At 40.6% G+C, this 18,136-nt stretch carries 19 protein-coding genes; 2 read left to right on the forward strand and 17 right to left on the reverse strand.

Annotated features, from left to right (window positions below):
- Positions 1 to 37: 37 nt before the first annotated feature.
- The 17 genes from F952_RS12505 to F952_RS12585 all read right to left on the reverse strand — a co-directional run bounded on the left by F952_RS12505 (position 38) and on the right by F952_RS12585 (position 14,069).
- Positions 38 to 634: a 6-pyruvoyl trahydropterin synthase family protein gene (locus F952_RS12505; protein ID WP_004928159.1), complete on the reverse strand. Its 597-nt coding sequence runs from the start codon at positions 632 to 634 to the stop codon at positions 38 to 40.
- 158 nt (positions 635 to 792) lie between these two features.
- Complete coding sequence (gspK, locus tag F952_RS12510) at positions 793 to 1,761, reverse strand: type II secretion system minor pseudopilin GspK (protein ID WP_004928163.1); 969 nt, start codon at positions 1,759 to 1,761, stop codon at positions 793 to 795.
- A 14-nt stretch (positions 1,762 to 1,775) separates the two neighbouring features.
- Entirely contained in the window at positions 1,776 to 2,402 is a 627-nt protein-coding gene (gene gspJ, locus F952_RS12515) for a type II secretion system minor pseudopilin GspJ (protein WP_004928166.1), read from the reverse strand.
- A complete protein-coding gene (gene gspI, locus F952_RS12520) occupies positions 2,399 to 2,785 on the reverse strand; it encodes a type II secretion system minor pseudopilin GspI (RefSeq protein WP_004928170.1) in 387 nt (128 codons plus the stop codon). The genes gspJ and gspI overlap by 4 nt, the downstream gene beginning before the upstream one ends.
- Positions 2,775 to 3,323, reverse strand: a complete 549-nt coding sequence (locus F952_RS12525) for a type II secretion system protein (protein WP_004928174.1) — start codon at positions 3,321 to 3,323, stop codon at positions 2,775 to 2,777. The genes gspI and F952_RS12525 overlap by 11 nt, the downstream gene beginning before the upstream one ends.
- Positions 3,324 to 3,335: 12 nt before the next feature.
- The gene (locus tag F952_RS12530; RefSeq protein ID WP_004928177.1) at positions 3,336 to 3,944 is read right to left on the reverse strand and encodes a TetR/AcrR family transcriptional regulator; all 609 of its coding nucleotides are present in this window, start codon (positions 3,942 to 3,944) and stop codon (positions 3,336 to 3,338) included.
- A gap of 39 nt (positions 3,945 to 3,983) precedes the next feature.
- Positions 3,984 to 4,757, reverse strand: a complete 774-nt coding sequence (locus F952_RS12535; protein ID WP_004928179.1) for a TatD family hydrolase — start codon at positions 4,755 to 4,757, stop codon at positions 3,984 to 3,986.
- A gap of 17 nt (positions 4,758 to 4,774) precedes the next feature.
- The gene (locus F952_RS12540) at positions 4,775 to 5,119 is read right to left on the reverse strand and encodes a PilZ domain-containing protein (protein WP_004928181.1); all 345 of its coding nucleotides are present in this window, start codon (positions 5,117 to 5,119) and stop codon (positions 4,775 to 4,777) included.
- Positions 5,120 to 5,121: 2 nt separating this feature from the next.
- A complete protein-coding gene (locus F952_RS12545) occupies positions 5,122 to 6,108 on the reverse strand; it encodes a DNA polymerase III subunit delta' (protein ID WP_004928184.1) in 987 nt (328 codons plus the stop codon).
- Between the two features lie 15 nt (positions 6,109 to 6,123).
- Positions 6,124 to 6,885: a 3-deoxy-manno-octulosonate cytidylyltransferase gene (kdsB, locus tag F952_RS12550; protein ID WP_004928188.1), complete on the reverse strand. Its 762-nt coding sequence runs from the start codon at positions 6,883 to 6,885 to the stop codon at positions 6,124 to 6,126.
- Positions 6,886 to 6,894: 9 nt separating this feature from the next.
- Positions 6,895 to 7,905, reverse strand: coding sequence for a tetraacyldisaccharide 4'-kinase (lpxK, locus tag F952_RS12555; protein ID WP_004928191.1), 1,011 nt, complete (start codon positions 7,903 to 7,905; stop codon positions 6,895 to 6,897).
- 6 nt (positions 7,906 to 7,911) lie between these two features.
- On the reverse strand, positions 7,912 to 9,636 hold the full coding sequence (gene msbA, locus F952_RS12560) for a lipid A export permease/ATP-binding protein MsbA (RefSeq protein WP_004928194.1): 1,725 nt from the start codon (positions 9,634 to 9,636) through the stop codon (positions 7,912 to 7,914).
- Between the two features lie 324 nt (positions 9,637 to 9,960).
- Positions 9,961 to 10,851: a ParB/RepB/Spo0J family partition protein gene (locus F952_RS12565; protein WP_004928197.1), complete on the reverse strand. Its 891-nt coding sequence runs from the start codon at positions 10,849 to 10,851 to the stop codon at positions 9,961 to 9,963.
- On the reverse strand, positions 10,848 to 11,630 hold the full coding sequence (locus F952_RS12570) for a ParA family protein (protein ID WP_004928199.1): 783 nt from the start codon (positions 11,628 to 11,630) through the stop codon (positions 10,848 to 10,850). The genes F952_RS12565 and F952_RS12570 overlap by 4 nt, the downstream gene beginning before the upstream one ends.
- Positions 11,631 to 11,643: 13 nt before the next feature.
- Positions 11,644 to 12,282 carry a 16S rRNA (guanine(527)-N(7))-methyltransferase RsmG gene (gene rsmG, locus F952_RS12575; RefSeq protein ID WP_004928203.1) on the reverse strand — a complete coding sequence of 213 codons (639 nt, stop codon included), beginning with the start codon at positions 12,280 to 12,282 and terminating at the stop codon, positions 11,644 to 11,646.
- Between the two features lie 84 nt (positions 12,283 to 12,366).
- Entirely contained in the window at positions 12,367 to 13,056 is a 690-nt protein-coding gene (murU, locus tag F952_RS12580) for an N-acetylmuramate alpha-1-phosphate uridylyltransferase MurU (protein ID WP_004928206.1), read from the reverse strand.
- Complete coding sequence (locus F952_RS12585; RefSeq protein ID WP_004928209.1) at positions 13,053 to 14,069, reverse strand: aminoglycoside phosphotransferase family protein; 1,017 nt, start codon at positions 14,067 to 14,069, stop codon at positions 13,053 to 13,055. The genes murU and F952_RS12585 overlap by 4 nt, the downstream gene beginning before the upstream one ends.
- Before the next feature lie 120 nt (positions 14,070 to 14,189).
- Between F952_RS12585 and F952_RS12590 the strand changes: the two genes are divergently transcribed.
- Positions 14,190 to 16,640: an LPS-assembly protein LptD gene (locus tag F952_RS12590; protein ID WP_004928212.1), complete on the forward strand. Its 2,451-nt coding sequence runs from the start codon at positions 14,190 to 14,192 to the stop codon at positions 16,638 to 16,640.
- Entirely contained in the window at positions 16,640 to 17,980 is a 1,341-nt protein-coding gene (locus F952_RS12595) for a peptidylprolyl isomerase (RefSeq protein WP_004928216.1), read from the forward strand. Before F952_RS12590 ends, F952_RS12595 begins: the two co-directional genes overlap by 1 nt.
- Positions 17,981 to 18,136 lie beyond the last annotated feature (156 nt).

Consider the following 18,136-nt stretch of genomic DNA (forward strand, 5'->3'; position numbering starts at 1 on the left):
CTTTTGGCCTATCTTAATAATATATTAAAATCATAGATTAAATATGAACTTGCAATTCCACTTGCGGATTGGAGAACTTATCTCCTTGTCTTAACTTCTCATACATTTGGGAATCTGTCCATTCCAATTGAACCTGATCAGAGAAGATAATGTCTTTTAAATCCAGTGTACCCATTTGCACATTTTGAATATCTTCTAAAAAGCTTTGGGCATAACCAGTGTCTGTCTCATGGACAATTACAGAGTAAACCTCGACATCTCCTTCCCCATTTTGGGTAATGGTCGAATGAAGAACCTGCTGCGCTAAAAAAAAGAAAATTCGAGAAAATTGTTCAGCCGATGGTGAAACAGGTAACGAAATCCAGCGCGCACTAAATGTTTTACATGCCTGAATATACTCTGGGTTGTCGTCTTGCCAGAAACAAATTGCATGATCAAAGCTATCAAAGAGTTCCTTAATGACCCCCTTAAGCAAACCGAAGTCATACACCATTTGGCCATGATCGAGCCTATTGGCTTTAAGCAATAACTCAACCTTGTAGCTATGACCATGGATTGAACGCTTACAGCGGTCTGACGTGCAATTTCGCACGATATGGGCGTTTTCAAACTTAAATAACTTACGAATTAACATGCGTCCGATCAGGAATGGATAACAAGATCGAGTATTATAAAACAATTCTGTTGGCTTTACATTTATTTTAACGTTACTGACAATTAGCGAATCGTCTTATTTTGACCTGAAATATATCACTCAAATCATCATTACAAATGACCCGAGGTCACTCAAATTTAATTTTGCGGAATATCAAATATAGGCGTCAAACTGCGTGAATACACGTAGACTTTTTTATTATTTCGCATCAAATCACTGGTAAACTGCCGCTTTCGTTCACTCAACACAACCTCAATGTATGCTTTAAAATAACTTGATTTCACATCTAAAAGCGTCGATATTTTGGTTTTGCTATCTTGATCTATATTTTTAAAAGCATCCAATGCCCACAATTCATCTACGCTTTTAAAATAACCCAGATTGGCCATTTTTTCTTTTAATGCGACTTGCACTGCATTAATGTCCAAATTTTTATCAATACTTGCGAGTAGTAATGCAGGAGCCGTATTAATATTAACCTTAGTTGTGGAGACCGAAGGTAATGCAGAAATATAAGGACGAATCAGATCAAATTTTTTGCCTTCAAAACCTCTTACTAAACGCAGTTCATCTACACTCTGAAACTTACTATTTGCAGCCAGATAAGGATGACTTAAGCCCTGATAATAGTTACTTTCTGCTCCCATTGCACCTGTAATCTGATCATCTGGATCTTGCCAATCAATCACAGCCTGACTCAGTTCGGCAGGCAGCCCGACTCGTACCAGTAGTTGCTCAAACCATAATTGTGCTGCTGGATTCGGCGTACCATCTGCATTGACTAAATTATTGAGATTGAACTTCCCTGATTCATCTCGCAATGTACCAGATACAAAACCATCTTCGACTGGAAAAGGCGGCATCGGTTGGGCCCATGTTTCAGCAAGATGATCGACATCTGGACTATTTTCTGCATCCTGAATTAATAATTCTGAAAAAAAAGCCTCTGCACTTTTAGCATAGAGCAAAGACTGATTTTGACGCATTAAGTATCCTGTACTTTCTGCCGTGTTGCCCTGATGCTTCGCTATGGTCGCAGCCAAAATTGTAGCCAAAGCCACCATGACCAATATTGTAATGAGGGCGACGCCTTTTTGTTGTTTCATATCACGTCACCCTCTTAATTGTTCTGAACACCACTCAAAAACTGAGTATCCATCAGCGGGAAAATCCATTCATATTCTGTTCCCGCAATATTAAGATTAACTTTCAAACCTCTTGGCAAAATTCTTAGATTTTGAGACTGTGTAAGATCTATTTGTGGATCTGGCCATTGAGTTGATAGCTGTGGATTAAGCACAGCAATTTGAAACTGATCTACATTTTTAAGTACAACACTAGATACGGGTTGCTCACTACTAACAACATTCAGGTTTTTATATTTGAGTCGATATACCACTTTTTCAGAAGCCACATAACGATATTCTATGCGTTCATAAGGTGCCAAACCCTCTTTGAGTGGATCGCTTACCCCACCCCTACTAAATTGCAATATATTTTCACTTAAACTCAATGCAGGCCTAAGCTGACCATTGATGTTTGCTGTATTCGGAATAATTTGCAAACTATCACGAAGTAAAAGCTGATATGCATCCTGCAACTCAAATAATTGTTGTTCATATACCTGGTTACGGTCTTTAATTTTGATGAGATAGTCAAATATTTTCCATCCCAACGCAGAAAGTATTGCAAAAATTGCAATCGATACCAGCAGTTCAATCAATGTAAAACCTAGATGCCTTTTCATGAGGCATTCTCTTTTTGCGGATAATTAAAAAAAACCAGATTGGTAATTCCCGCTTCAACCTTATTTTGCTGGGTATCAAAAAGACTAACCTGTATTTCAATCCGTTGCACATTCGGGCTTATAGTTGATTCAGCACGCTTGTCAATCTGCCAAGTTTCACCTTGTGAAGTCACTTGTTTAGATTGCGTACCTTGCAACCATTCATGATTGATTTGCATTAATGAGGCTTCATTCATCGCAACAAATTGAGCTTTTGTTCTTAAAATTGCATTCGCTGTCGATTGGGTATATTGCATTCCAAGTTTCGTCAGTGCTACGGCAGCAGTTGCGAAAATGGCCAATGCCACCATCACCTCAAGCAAGGTAAATCCTTTAGCTTTCATTGATCTTACCTAAATGATCAACCTCAATAACATCACCAATAGGCTGTTGATCATAATAAAACTGTATTCGAACTGGCCTTACCTCTCCATTACCATACCAGATCATTTTGGGGGCCTGATTTCCAATCAGATCTTGATTGGTGGCGTTTTGATTCTCTTGGTCAAGCGACTCAACACTAAAGCCTACTGTACGTGGTAAATTACGTATCTGAAAATCCTGATATTTTTGCCACTTTTTCTTTTCATCTAAAATAGCATTCTGCGATTGGTCAAAATACTCAACCAGTTCATAACCAAATGGATTAACATTGGTTTCGGGATGGGTAATCAGTGCGAATACTCTTCCTTGATCAATAGACTCCTTATTGATTTTTTGTAGATCAAGCAAAAAAAAGTCTCTACTTTGCATGGCTTTTCGCTTATCTACACCACTGATATTTAAAAAAATGAGTGATGCCAAAATACCTACAATCACAATGACAACCATCAACTCAACAAGCGTAAAGCCAGACTGACTGTATTGTGATTTTTTTTTCATATACCAATTGCTCTATACATATTGCTCATGCATATGTTTTGGAATGGCCAATGCCTGATCAATATAAGCGATACGCAAGGTATCTCTCGAACCCAGATAGCGTTGATAAAAGCTTGAATTGAGGATTGCCGCAGCACCGTGGGTTAACGACCAAATTGCAGCAAGATAATCACGAACTGTCATTGTACTCTGAATTTCTTGCAGATATATTTCTGTCATATTAATGATTATTCTAAGACGCTGCTTGCGAACTTGATATAACTCCTGAAACAAATCATAAATTCCCTGACCAGTGGTCGATAAACGCTCTTCGATTTGGTGGAACATCACGGTACGTTCAGGATGATGTAAATGATGTAACATAAAAAAGGCCAAATGTTCTGGAAAGCTTTTTTGCTTATCTTGAATCATTTCTAGCAACATGCGCTCATTACGAACAATCAGCAACATGTAAAGTTCATCCTTACTCTGAAAATGTTTGTAGAGTGTTCCTTTAGCCAAATCAAGCTCAGCAGCCAGCGCATCAAGGGTCATACCCGCCTCTCCATTTTCCAGAAGAAGTTGTTCTGCCACTTCAAATATCAACGCTTCTCTCGCCCGAAACTGGGCTTGACGATCCATCTTCACGTGATCACTCTCTTTATAATGATATTTTTAAAACTATTTAGCAGCCAAAAGGTTGTCAAAATTTTGTCGTGTAATCAAAGCAATTTCTTCAAGCGGTTTACCGTATAAATCACTTAAAGCCTGAGCAACATAAGGTACATATTTGGGTTCATTCGATTTACCACGATACGGTACAGGTGCTAGATAAGGACTATCTGTTTCAATCAATACCCGTTCCAAAGGAACCTGTTTGGCGACATCACGTAAATCCTGTGCATTTTTAAAGGAAATAATGCCAGAAAACGAAATATAATAGCCACAGTCAAGTGCAGCTTTTGCAGTTTCCCAATCCTCTGTGAAGCAGTGCAAAATACCATGTGTAGATGCTTCAGCCCGAATAATATCGATAGTATCGCGCTTAGCAGATCGGGTATGTACCACCACAGGCTTTTTCACGATCTTTGACGCTGCAATATGCCGTGCAAAGCAGGCTTTTTGTTCATCTACATATTCATCGCTATGATAATAATCTAGGCCTGTTTCACCCAGCGCCCAGACTTTATCTGACTGTGCCAACTCTACCAAAAACTCGGTTGTTGCACGTGCCATTGTTGCGGCATCTTCACATGGATGCACGCCTACACTATAACCAACATCGTCATGACGAGCAGAAATTTCGGCCAAAGCAATATGATCATCCAGATTGACTGAAATGCTCATAAATTTTGATACACCAGCTTCACGAGCCTCTACCAGCGCCTGATCAAGATTACCCTGATAAGGTGTCAAATCAAGCATTGTCAAATGGCAATGTGTATCTACAAACACAGCTTATTTCCTCATAATTACATGGTAAAGTTTGAACGGTCAGAGCTCATACTGCCTGCCAGAATTTTTTCGGCTTCGGCCTTATAATAAGCTCCTCTTTCTCCCGAAAGCTGTATCGCAAAGCCCTGTGGTTTGATACCTGCCTGTTTACGGGAAATCCAGATCACTCTACCTGTGAGTGGGATTTTCAATGTTTGATCTGGCAAAGTAGCCAGAACGAAAACTTCTTCGCCCAAGCTCACATTTTCTTTAGATGGTATAAATAAGCCACCACCTTGTATAAAACTCATATAGCTGGCTTGCAGCGTCACGCGATCAGGAATATTGACATGAATCAGACCACCATTGATTCTTGAATCCATGTTTATCCACCATCCACATTCATAAGTTTAATAAACAACTGATCCATTACAAGATTTGACTGCACATTTTGTTCAATCAACTGTTTGGCATGTTGTAAATCGGCATAGAAATCAAAAAGCACTTCCAATGTATAATTTGATGCTAAATCCTTTAAATCCAGATCAGTATTCTTACAGACCTGATCTAGCTTGACACAAATTAAATCACACAACAAGTATTCAAATAATGTCAACCATTCTGAAAAAACCAGCTCTTTTTGCCACTTTGATGAATAGAATAACGGCATATTTTTTTGATGTACCAGCTTGATCCAGTCCATCAAAAATGCTTCACGTTTAGCAAACCAATCAGATTTGGCAACCTCAATCGCCTCAAGCGGCATATTATTGGTCAGATTAAGTAAAAGCTGTGCTTGCTCAGAAGGTAGATTGTCAAGGTGCTGCTGTAGATAGTCATGTGCCTGAACAGTAGAAACCCGATCCAGAGAGAAGTGCTGTAAACGACTACGAATCGTGGCAGGAAGTTTTAAATAGTGGTCTGCCAGCAACACAATCAAAATACGCTCGCCTGGCTCTTCAAGAGTTTTCAACAGTGCATTAGATGAAGCGATGTTTAGTGCTTCTGCGGGTTCAATCACAATGACACGCCAACCATCTACCGTTTGCTGCACAAAAGGTAGAAGTTCACGTATTTTTTCTATCTTGATTTTGGCATTTTGCTTTTTATTGTCTTCATCTGTAGTGATATGCACATAATTGGGATGTGTATCCGACTTAAGCCACTGACAACTTACACACTCACCACATGCACCCTCTGGTTTTTTATGGGTACACAGCACCCACGCCAGAAAATGCTGTGTGAAAGCATCTTTACCGCAACCCTTCTTTCCATAAAATAAAAGCCCATGCCCCACTTGCGGGAAACGGCGGGTAAGCGTTGTCCAGACATTTTCCTGCCATGGATACACCAGATTTTCTTGTTTATTCAAACTCACCAATCCATCTTATTCAAAATAAGAACGAGGCAAAGCATTCAAACGCTCTAAATCGGCTGGCGTATCGACACCTGGCGGTAAATTGACCTCAGCCAATGCAATTGCAATCCGATGACCATTTTCCAGAACCCGAAGCTGCTCAAGACTTTCCAGTTTTTCTAAAACACCTTGCTGCCAAGCCACATACTCTTGCAACAGGCCAACTCGATATGCATATAGACCTAAATGCCGATAAGCATGCTCGAAACGTGATGACTGTTGTGTTTGAGCAGCATCTCGATCATATGGAATCGTTGCACGGCTAAAATATAATGCTTCCTGATATTGGGACATGACGACTTTTACAATACTATCACGCTGAAATTCGTCTAGCGTATGGATCGGTTCACATAATGTCGACATCGAACAATTTGGTTTTGCAACCAGCAACTCTGCTACCTGCTGAACCAACGTTGCTGGCAATAAAGGCTCGTCACCTTGCACATTGACAATAATATCATCTTCAGACCAGCCCTTTAATCGAGCCACTTCACTCAAACGATCTGTGCCTGAGGGATGGTCTGGACTCGTCAGCACCACATCAACACCTTCTGCCTGACACAGCTGCATGATTCGCTCATTGTCTGTTGCCACACACAAGTCATCAAAACCCTGCACTTTTTTTGCCTGATCGACAACACGTAAAATCATGGCGCGCCCATGAATTTCAAGTAAAGGTTTGCCTGGCAAGCGAGTGCTTGAAAAACGCGCCGGGATGACGATATGTTTCATGATTAGTTCCTAAGAAAAGCAAACACCCAACTGTGCTAACTGTTGTTCAAGTCGGATGTAACATGCGTCAGACATGACAGCCTCGACAGGCACCACCCAAATTTGGCGAGGGTATTCTGGATATTGTTTCAATAATGGCAGTAACTTAACTGCATCTTTTTCAGTGGTAATCACTGGATTTAGATCATCAAAGTCGATATCTGTAAGCTCGTAATCATGATGATCAGGAAATTCGTGACATTGAAAATTATGAATACCTAAAGATTCCAATGTATTATAAAATCTTTGAGGGAAACCAATTCCCACAACAGCGTAAAAGCTGGCGTTGGCATTAAAAGGTTCATGAGTTTCAGTCGCTGGACATAGCAAATAAGGCTGCCCAGGCTCAAGATGCATATTCAGTGATGTTTTAGGGTTCAAACCATGCTCAATCACGGTACCCGTATTTAGACGTTTCTTAGACTCACGTAAAAAACCTTCAGGTAACATTCTTTGATTACCTAAGCCCCGATGAGCATCTAATACGATCCATTCGATTTGTCGCGCCAACGCCCAATGCTGCAAACCATCATCACTAATAATTAAATCTAATGCATAAGATGAAAGTAAAAGCTCGATTGAGGCCTGACGATCTGGACCAACGGCCATAGGCACATGAGTAGATTGCACAATCAGGCAAGGCTCATCTCCAACCTGATCTGGTAAAGAGTTTACTGCAACCAATGCTGGAAATGGCCCTTCCGCACCATAGCCACGACTAATTACACCAACTCTCACACCCTTCTGTTGTAAATAATTGACCAGACCAATAAGTAGCGGTGTCTTGCCACTTCCTCCTACAGTAATATTTCCAATGACCATTATAGGAACTGGCGCGTGATATGTTTTTTTCAGGCCCAATGTATATAAACGTTTATTAATCTGAAAGCCAGCAGAATATAACCAAGATAGCGGGCGTAATAGAATCAACCATTTTGCTTGACGGTTCCATGCATTCTGTATCGTCTGGGCAAAAGACATGCAGTATTATTCCTCAAAATTACGCTGATGGAGCTGAAAATACGCACCCTGCTTTAAAAGCAGCTCTTGATGAGTACCCTGCTCAATAATTTGCCCCTTGTCCATGACTACAATACGGTCTGCATTTTCAATGGTAGACAAGCGATGCGCAATGACTATCGTCGTTCTATTCTGCATTGCTTCATCAAAAGCCTTTTGAATGAAATGTTCTGACTCATTATCCAGTGCGCTGGTCGCTTCATCCAGAATCAAAATAGGGGCATTCTTCAAAATCGCACGGGCAATTGCTATACGTTGACGTTGACCACCTGATAAATTTAAGCCTTGGGCGCCAAGTATAGTGTCATAACCCTGAGGCAAGTTCATAATAAAATCATGAGCATAGGCCGCTTTTGCTGCTGCGACAATATCAGCCTCTGCCGCGCCTTCGAGCTGACCATACGCAATATTTTCTCGGACTGAACGGTTAAATAAAACCACTTGTTGATTCACCATTGCGACCTGTTGGCGTAAACAAGACAGCTCGATATCTTGAATGGGGATATGATCAAGATAGAGTGAACCACTGGTCACTTCCTGAAACCGCACCAACAGATTAACCAATGATGTTTTACCTGCACCAGAACGCCCAACAATTGCGACGGTTTCACCTGGTTCGATTGTGAGATTAAAATCTTTGATTGCTTTGACTTGTCCCGCATATTCAAGTGTCACGTGATCAAAACGGACATCCCCTTGCAACTTAGGTGTCTGAGTACCGTGATTTTCCTCTGAAGGCAAATCAAGCAGTTCAAATACAGAATAGGCTGCTGCAATACCACGCTGGAGTTTTTCATTTACATCCGTTAGATTTTTAATCGGCTTTGCAAGTAAGCCCGCAGCGGTAATATAAGCAACAAACTCACCCGCTGTGGTTTCTCCTAAAATTTGAGGACGTAATGCAAGCCATACAATCAAACTCATAGCCATTGCCATGACCAACTGAACCAAAGGACTATTTAGGTTTTGTACAATTACCATTTTGAGACCACGTTTTAAGTTGTCTTCTGATGACTTATAAAAACGTTTCTGCTCAAATTCCTCACCTACAAAACTTTTTACAACAGCTTGTCCACCTATACTTTCCTGAACCACGTGATTGACATCACCCATGGTATTTTGAACCTGTATGGAAAGTTTTCGCATTCGTTTAGAGGCTTTACGTACCAATACACCAATAATTGGCATAAAAATGAAGATACACAGCGTCAATCGCCAGTTGGTATAAAGCAAATATCCAAGCAAGCCTAAAGTAATCAGGCCATCTTTCACCATAATTTTTAAGGATTCAGAGGAAGCGGCTGTCAATTGTTCGACGTTATACATAATCTTGGCAGATATATGCCCAGATGAGTTATCCAGATAGTACTGTGAAGGCAAACGGATCAATTTTGCATAGATTTCCTGACGGATACTAAAAATCAGCCTACGCGAGATGACCGCAGTATAATAGCCCCCCATGAACAGGCCCAAACCACGAAAGAACACCAAAAGTACAATCAATAAAGGAAACCAGTCCAGATCTGCACGACTTCCTTCCTGAATGGCATCAATAATGTATTTTAAGAGTTTAGCAACAGAAACTTCAGTTGCAGCATTAATCCCAAAGCCTACCAACACCAATAAAGCAATTCCCCAATAGGGCTTTAAGTAGGATAAAAGACGAACATAAACCTTAAAATCTTGCTTCACTCAACAAACCTCTATTTAGGAACCTCAACAATACCTGGTATTGTGTTTAGATCCTGTACACCCTTTTGATATTCATCCAGATGAAATAACCAATGAGCCTTAAACCACCAGCATGAACAATCAATTGTAAAACGCGGTAGACATAAAATCGAGTCTAACATATTTCGAATCTTACACCGTACGGTTTTGGTGGAACATCGTACGCCTAAAAACTTAAGAAACAATGAACTTCACATAAAAATAGGGTATCAACTGAATGATTCAATTGACACCCTATTTAAAATAGTACAAATCACGTATTTCAGTACAAGTTAAAATTGATGACTAAACATCTGGCAAACAGATATTAAGGATACCGTCCAACTCATCTAGCGAGTGGTATTGAATCACCAACTTGCCTTTACCTTGTTTGTTATGATCAATTTTAACATTTGCACCAAAACGCTCAGACAAACGATGGGTCAACTGCTCGATATCAGGCGCAACTTGTGCCTTAGGTTTTTCCTGTTTTGGTGCATTCCAGTCACGTACAAGCTGTTCGGTCTGGCGTACAGAAAGATTTTTCTCAATGACGACTTTAGCAATTGCAATCTGGTCTTTGGCTTTGAGTGCCAAAATAGCGCGGGCATGCCCCATATCGAGCTGACCTTCCTGCATAAAATCCTTGATTACATCATCAAGACTCAACAAACGCAGTAAGTTACTTACAGTAGTACGCGCCTTACCTACTGTTTCTGCAATCTCCTGATGACTCAATCCAAATTCATCATGAAAACGCTGTAACGCCAATGCCTGATCAATCGGATTTAAATCCTGACGCTGAATATTCTCAATTAATGCCAGTGCAATTGCCACCTGATCATTTAAGTCACGAACAATCGCAGGAACTTCTTTTAAGCCTGCAAGCTGGGCTGCGCGCCAGCGACGCTCACCTGCAATAATTTCGTAAGCATACTGTTCATCTTGTATTGGACGAATCACAATAGGCTGCATGACACCATGCTTTTCAATTGAAGCTGCAAGCTCTTTGAGATCCTGCTCCTGAATAAAACGACGCGGCTGATATTCCCCACGCTTTAGCAGGTTGACATCAATTTGCTTCAACTGACCATGATCGATTGCTTGTGCTTCAAGTTGTAGTTTTTCTTTCTGAATTGAACCAAGTAATGCATCCAAACCACGACCTTTTGCAAGTCCTCGTTTTTTTATGGTCATGTATTGGTTCCTTTTTTCACTTTACTTTTCTTCAACATTTCGGCAGCCAGATTTAAGTAAGCCACTGCACCCTTTGAGCTTTTCTCAAAATAGATAATGGGTAAACCGTGTGCAGGTGCTTCTGCCAAACGTACATTACGTGGTATCACAGTATCATAAAGCTTTTTACCAAAAAATTGCTCTAACTCCGCCGAAACATCACGTGTCAATGCATTACGCGCATCATACATGGTACGCAACACACCAATAATCCGCAAATCTGGATTAAGTGCCTGCTGAATTCGATCAATCGTCTGAGTTAGATCAGCCAATCCTTCAAGTGCATAATATTCGCATTGCATTGGAATCATCACACCATCTACTGCAGCCAATGCATTGACAGTGATCAAACTTAAACTTGGTGCACAATCAATGATGATATAATCAAAGTTATCACGAACCTGAGCCAAAGCCTTTTTTAAAATAAACTCTCGTCCATCCTGATCGGCAATCGCCAATTCTACGCCTGCGAGATCACGGTTAGAACCTAAAACCTTGTAACCGACTTCAGCTTTGGTAATCGCTGTTTCAATGGGAACCTCCCCCAATAAAACATCTGTAACAGAATAAAGTAGATCATTTTTCTGAATGCCAGAACCCATGGTGGCATTCCCTTGAGAATCCATATCCACCAATAACACACGCTTTTTCAATACAGCTAAAGAGGCAGCCAGATTCACAGCTGTCGTCGTTTTACCTACGCCACCTTTCTGGTTTGCAATTGCAATAATCTGAGCCATGATAACCCCAAACTTAATTTTTTATTTGTTGAAGTAAAAGCAAATGACGCTGCTCATCCAAACGCGGAACTTGCAATCCAATGACCTGACAAGAAAATTCTGCTTTAAGTTGTTGCATTTCTTCAGTCGGCACAAGACCTTTCATCGCGGCAATAATGGTTGATTCATACATATAAGGGCGTGCTGCATCGACAAAATCGAGCAACGAGGCAAACGCACGACTGGTGATGACATCAAACTTCCCAAGCTCTTGAATAGACTCTTCATTTTCAACACGTGTTTGCACAGCAACCACATTCTTAAGCTTCAAATCTGCAATAAATTGCTTGAGAAAGCGAATTTTCTTACCATTTGAGTCGAGCAAAACACAATTGCGTTCAGGCTGACATAGCGCAATAATCATACCTGGCATACCGCCACCTGTTCCCACATCCAACAGGCGACCTTGCGGCAGATCTTTTAAAATACTTAAGCTATCCAATAGATGTTTAACCAGCATTTCTTTAGGATCGCGTATCGCAGTCAAATTATATGCTTTGTTCCACAACACCAAAGCATCTTGATATTTTAATAACAATCCAAGTACTTCATCACTCAGATCCAGACCTAATGCCTGACTGCCTTGTTTTAACTCTTGCAAAAATGGATGCATATCCGCTTCACATCTTAAAAATTTAGAGGAAGTATACCGATTTCTCGGTCTACGCCTAGTCTCTGCCGATTAGTGAATACCCAGTTAAGCATATAAACCCTGCTTAATTTGTTGATCTAATACAGTTAATCGCTCTGGAGTACCGACATCCACCCAAACTGCTTGCATTTTCTCGGCACTGGCTTGTCCATTTCGCATCGCTTGAACAAGTAGTGGTGCAAGCGGTCTTTTTCCATCCTCAAGACCTGCAAACAATTCGGGGGATAATACCGCAACACCGCTGTAAGTGAGCGCCTCGCCCAACACACCTTGCTCAAAAGTAAATACACGTCCATCTGCCAAAACAAAATCGCCTTGAGGATGTTGTACTGGATTATCCACCAGCAACAGATGAATCAAATTCTGCTGCAAATCTACAGACAGTAAAGACTCAAAATCCATATTGGTCCAGACATCACCATTCACCAAAATAAAAGGCTCTTTGCCTAATAAAGGTAATGCACGAATAATGCCACCTGCTGTTTCTAGTCCCTCTCCTTCGTGAGACCAGGCAATATGTACACCATAATCCGATCCATCACCAAGTACCTGCACCAGCTTATCACCTAACCATGCCGTATTGATGACAATTTCAGTCACACCTATGCTTTTGAGTTTTTCGATATGCCAAACAATCAGGGGTTTTCCACCGACTTCCAGAAGTGGTTTAGGTGTATGCAAAGTTAGCGGGCGCATACGATTACCCAAACCCGCCGCAAGAATCATGGCTTTCATTTTTTAACTACCTCATACCCACCATATTTTTGTTCAAATTTAGGCATGACTTGATATTGAATAAATTCTACAAATGGTTTTAATTCTGCATAAGGCCGACTCTCTTGCAACAAATACCACATGACTCTTGGTAAATCTTTCAGATAACTCGATTTACCATCACGTTCAAACAATCGCACAAAGATACCCAAAATCTTGATATGGCGCTGAATCGCCATAAAGTCGGCATCACGTTTAAATTGTTCAAAATCGCGATGATGTTTAGATGTATCAGGCAATAGATCATAGAACATCTCAAACCACGTGATGACTTGGTCTTCACCCCACTGAACATAGGCATCACGAGTGATTGAAATCAAGTCATAGGTGTCGGCACCTATCACAGCATCCTGAAAATCAATCACCCCCAGTTCTTCTTCACCCTGAATTTTCATCAGATTACGACTATGAAAATCACGATGCACAATCACTTGCGGCTGGTTTAAAGCGGTATTTGCCAATAGTTCAAATGTTTGTTGAATAATATCTTGTTCAGCAGATGAAGGCTGAATATCGAGCGAAGGTAGCATCCACTCGGTTAAAAGATGCATTTCCGCCATTAACTTTTCAAACGTATATGCAGGAAATTGATCTTGCCCGTCAATTGACTGCAAATGAATCAACTGTGCAAATGCTTGCAAATAATAATGATTCACCGTTTGTGCATTGAGTAAAGTAGAAAGTAGCACATCGCCAAAATCTTCAAGGAGTAAAAAACCTTGTACTAAATCTTTGGCTAAGATATGAGGAACACGAACGCCATGTCGGTCAAAAAACTCATCAATGTGTACAAATGGCACGCAATCTTCTTTTTCTGGTGGCGCATCCATCAACATATAGGTATTATTTTTGTATTCAACTCGCGCATAACGGCGAAAGCTCGCATCTCCGGCTAAAAACTGAATTTTAAATTCATCTGAATTAAGAACAGAAGTAAGCCAGATATGTATCAATTGTTCACGTTGTGTATTCATTTGCAATAAAATCTAAAACGGGCTGAGATTTTGAAGTTCTAAGTGTAGCCACTTATAAACTTTTTCTCTATGATGCGACAATAATTAATTGCGTTTTAGCATACTTGGTTAATGAGACAAATGAAGTATCAGTTTAAATTTAATCCTTTAGCAGCTGCTATTTTTACACTCTTGTGTGGTGGCTCCATGCAATCAAGCTATGCTGATGCGAATGACAGCGCCTCGTCTGTCGACAATAAAAAACTCAAGGAGAGCATTCAAAAAGCCTATCCTGGACAAGAGTTTTTTGAACAGTATTATGTGGAAAAGTCATCTCCTGAAGCGCAGGTTCGTGATACAAGATCACTGAGTTCAGCATTTTGCACAGGCACATGGATTACACCCATTAGCCCAACCACTCAAGCTGTCCCTGCCGATCAGGCAACATCGGTGGTCACGGCCGATTATGCACATTACAATCCAAATGGTGATTCAGAGCTTGAAGGCAACGTCCTGATCGATCAGCAAGGGCGTTCTATTCGTGCAAATAAAGTGACCATTGATCGCACACAGACTTATGCAAATGCTGAAGGCAATGTACAGCTCGCACAAGCTGGATTGTTAGCACAAAGTGATCAGATTAATTACAATCTTAAAACGCAGCAAGGCGATTTAAAGAACAGCTTTTATATTTCAGAACAACAACATGCGCACGGACACGCTGAACAAATTCAACGTACTTCACCTACTGAAATTATATTACGCAATGCCACTTATACAACCTGTCCGCCAGAGCAGAAACCAACGTGGCGGCTAGAAGCAAAAGAAATCAAGCTCAATCAGGATACAGGCCGAGGTACGACAAAAAATACCAAGCTGTATGTGAAAGATGTACCTATTCTTGCTGTTCCGTACTTTAACTTTCCAATTGATAACCGTAGAACCACAGGTATTCTAAATCCCAATATCGGTTTTTCAAATGATGGTGGCCTTGAGCTTACTGTTCCTGTCTATCTCAACCTTGCACCTAACTATGATGCAACACTCACGCCACGCTACATCTCAGATCGAGGTGTAATGCTTCAAAGTGAATTTAGATATTTAACCGAAAACTTCGGTCAAGGGAAAATTTGGGGTGGGTATCTACCAGACGATAAAAAATATAACAATGAAGATCGTAAAGACTTCAATCTTTTACACAAATGGAAGATTAATGATTACTGGTCTACCGATGTTGAATACCACTATGCATCAGACAAAGACTATGTTACCGATTTAGATACCAATCCTGACTCAAAAACAGATTTGAACTTGCGTCGTGCCTGGACACTGAAATATAAAAATCAAATTCCTGGTTTAACTGCACAACTTAAAGTTGAAGACTTTCAGACACTTGATAAAACAGTAAGTGATGTTGATAAACCTTATGCGCGTTTACCTCAGTTTTTATTAAATTACGTGACGGGTAATCCATTAGGTCTACAATACGAATTTAACAACGATACGGCTTATTTTAAGAAGAACATCGATGATGCTGCAAACTACAGCACTCAACCTAGCGGTACACGCATTTATAACCAGTTTGCGACGCGTTATAACTTCAGAACACCTTGGGCATTTGCAATTCCAGAGGTTTCTATTCGGAGTATCAACACGTTCTACGATCAAAACACAGTCGAAAATCTAGGATTAAACTCAGACAACAAGAGCAAGTCTGTCGTTGTGCCACAATTTAGTCTGGACACAGGTTTGATTTTCCAGCGTGATGGTGACTATCTTCAAACCATTACACCACGTGCATTTTATGCCTATGCTCCTTATAAAAACCAAACTGGCTATCCAAATTTTGACACTACATCTGCATCAATTAACTATGACCAATTGTTCAGCCCTTATCGTTTCTATGGTCATGACCGTCTTGAAGACAACAACTTTTTATCGCTTGGCGTAAGTTATAGTTTATTTGATCCGCAAGGACTGGAGCGACTTCGCGCAGGCGTTGGTCAAAGCTTCTATTTTGCTGATCGACGTGTCACGTTAAACAATACTGACGACACTATTGATACTTCGAAAAACTCAGGCCCTATTGTGAGTATTTCGAGTCAACTGACGAATAAGTTCACAGTTGCTGCAAATTCGGCATGGATGTCGAATGGTGATAATGCCCAACATGATTTCCAGACTTATTACACAGGCGATCATGGCAATCTTTATAATCTCGGTTATTTCAATCGCAAGAATATTCCAGACCGCCAGTTAGCATACGATGCTGCTGTTGCATCATTTGTACAACCTATCATGAATAACTGGCGTATTATGGGCCATGTTCAATTTGACTTTAGAAACAATGTTGCGCGCGAATATTTACTTGGCGTTAACTATGAGTCATGTTGTTATGCGATCTCTGTATACGGCCGTTCATATTATAACGATCTGGACGATCCTAAAGATCCAAATGTAAACGTTAAACGTGCCGTGATGGCGGAAATCACATTTAAAGGACTAGGCGGCTTAAATAACAAGTTGGCTTCTTTACTGGAAAATCGCGTTTTAGGCTTTAAAGAAATTAATCAATCTTGGACACAACGTTAATGAAGACAAAGTATCTTAAACAGTTTTTTAAAACAACCGCACTTGCTCTGGTTGTTTCTTCATCAATGCAAAGTTTTGCGGCACCTACCGACGAAGTAGTCGCAATTGTGGACAATAGCGTTATTTTAAAAAGTGACCTAGAACAAGGTGTGGCTGAAGCTCAACACCAATTGGAAGCTCAAAAGAAAACAGTTCCACCATTAAATTATCTACAGCTTCAAGTCCTAGATCAGCTCATTTTAAGACAGGCTCAACTTGAGCAAGTAAAACGTTATGGCATTAAACCAGACGAAAACACCTTAAATGATGCTGTTTTAAAAGTTGCTAGCCAATCTGGTATTAAGTCATTGAGTGCTTTCCAGCAAAAACTTGATGCAATCGCGCCTGGTACTTATGCTTCTTTACGTAATCGTATTGGTGAAGATTTGGCAATCAACCGTTTACGCCAACAGCAAGTTATGTCGCGTATCAAAATTAGTGATCAGGATGTTGCCAATTTCCTTAAATCACCACAAGGTCAGGCGATGCTAGGAAGTCAGGTTCATGTGATTCATGCACGTATTTCTGCCCAATCAGATGTTGACCCGCAACAGCTTCAAAGCGTAGCACAGCAAGTTAAACAAGCATTGAACGAAAGTAATGACATTACTGCGATCAGCAAAAAATTCTCGACGAAAGATATTAAAGTTGAGGGTGCTGATATGGGATATCGCGATCTTGCAGAGTTACCTTCTGAACTTGCAGCACGAGTCAGTCCATTGCAAGCTGGCCAGACAACCGATCTTATTAATGTGCGTGATGGTATTCATGTACTCAAGCTGATTGAACGTAAAAATAGCGAACAAAAAGCAATTGTGACACAATATCAAACTCGTCATATTTTGATTCAGCCATCAGAAGTGATGAGCGCAGAAATGGCCAAGCAAACCATCGATAGTATTTACAATCGTTTAAAAGCTGGCGAGGACTTTACTACCCTTGCTGCGACTTATTCTGCCGATACTGGCTCAGCACGTGATGGCGGAAGTTTAGGCTGGGTAACGCCTGGCTCTATGGTGCCAGAGTTTGAAAGCAAAATGAAGAATACGCCTGTGGGACAAATTAGTGAACCATTCCAGACTCAGTTTGGCTGGCATATTCTGCAAGTGACTGCGACACGTGAAAAAGACATGACACATGAGTATCAGGAACGCATGGCTCGTCAGGTATTAGGCGAACGTCAATTTGATAGCGAACTTGATAGCTGGTTGAGAGAAGTACGTGCTCATGCTTTTGTTCAAATCAAAGAGCCACAACTTGACTCTAAAGCACAGCAGAATGCTACGCCTACCACGCCGTGATTTAAGCCATCGAATTAAGATACATAAACCAGCCAAATCTGAACTGCACCCTTCAAATTAGACTAAAAGTGTCCAACTTTCGGGGTGCAGTTCAATCCAGGCTGGTTTTTTATTTAAAATTTTTACCATAAAAAAACCCCAATATGAAATTGGGGT

It is taken from the genome of Acinetobacter baylyi DSM 14961 = CIP 107474 (assembly GCF_000368685.1).
Taxonomy (GTDB): domain Bacteria; phylum Pseudomonadota; class Gammaproteobacteria; order Pseudomonadales; family Moraxellaceae; genus Acinetobacter; species Acinetobacter baylyi.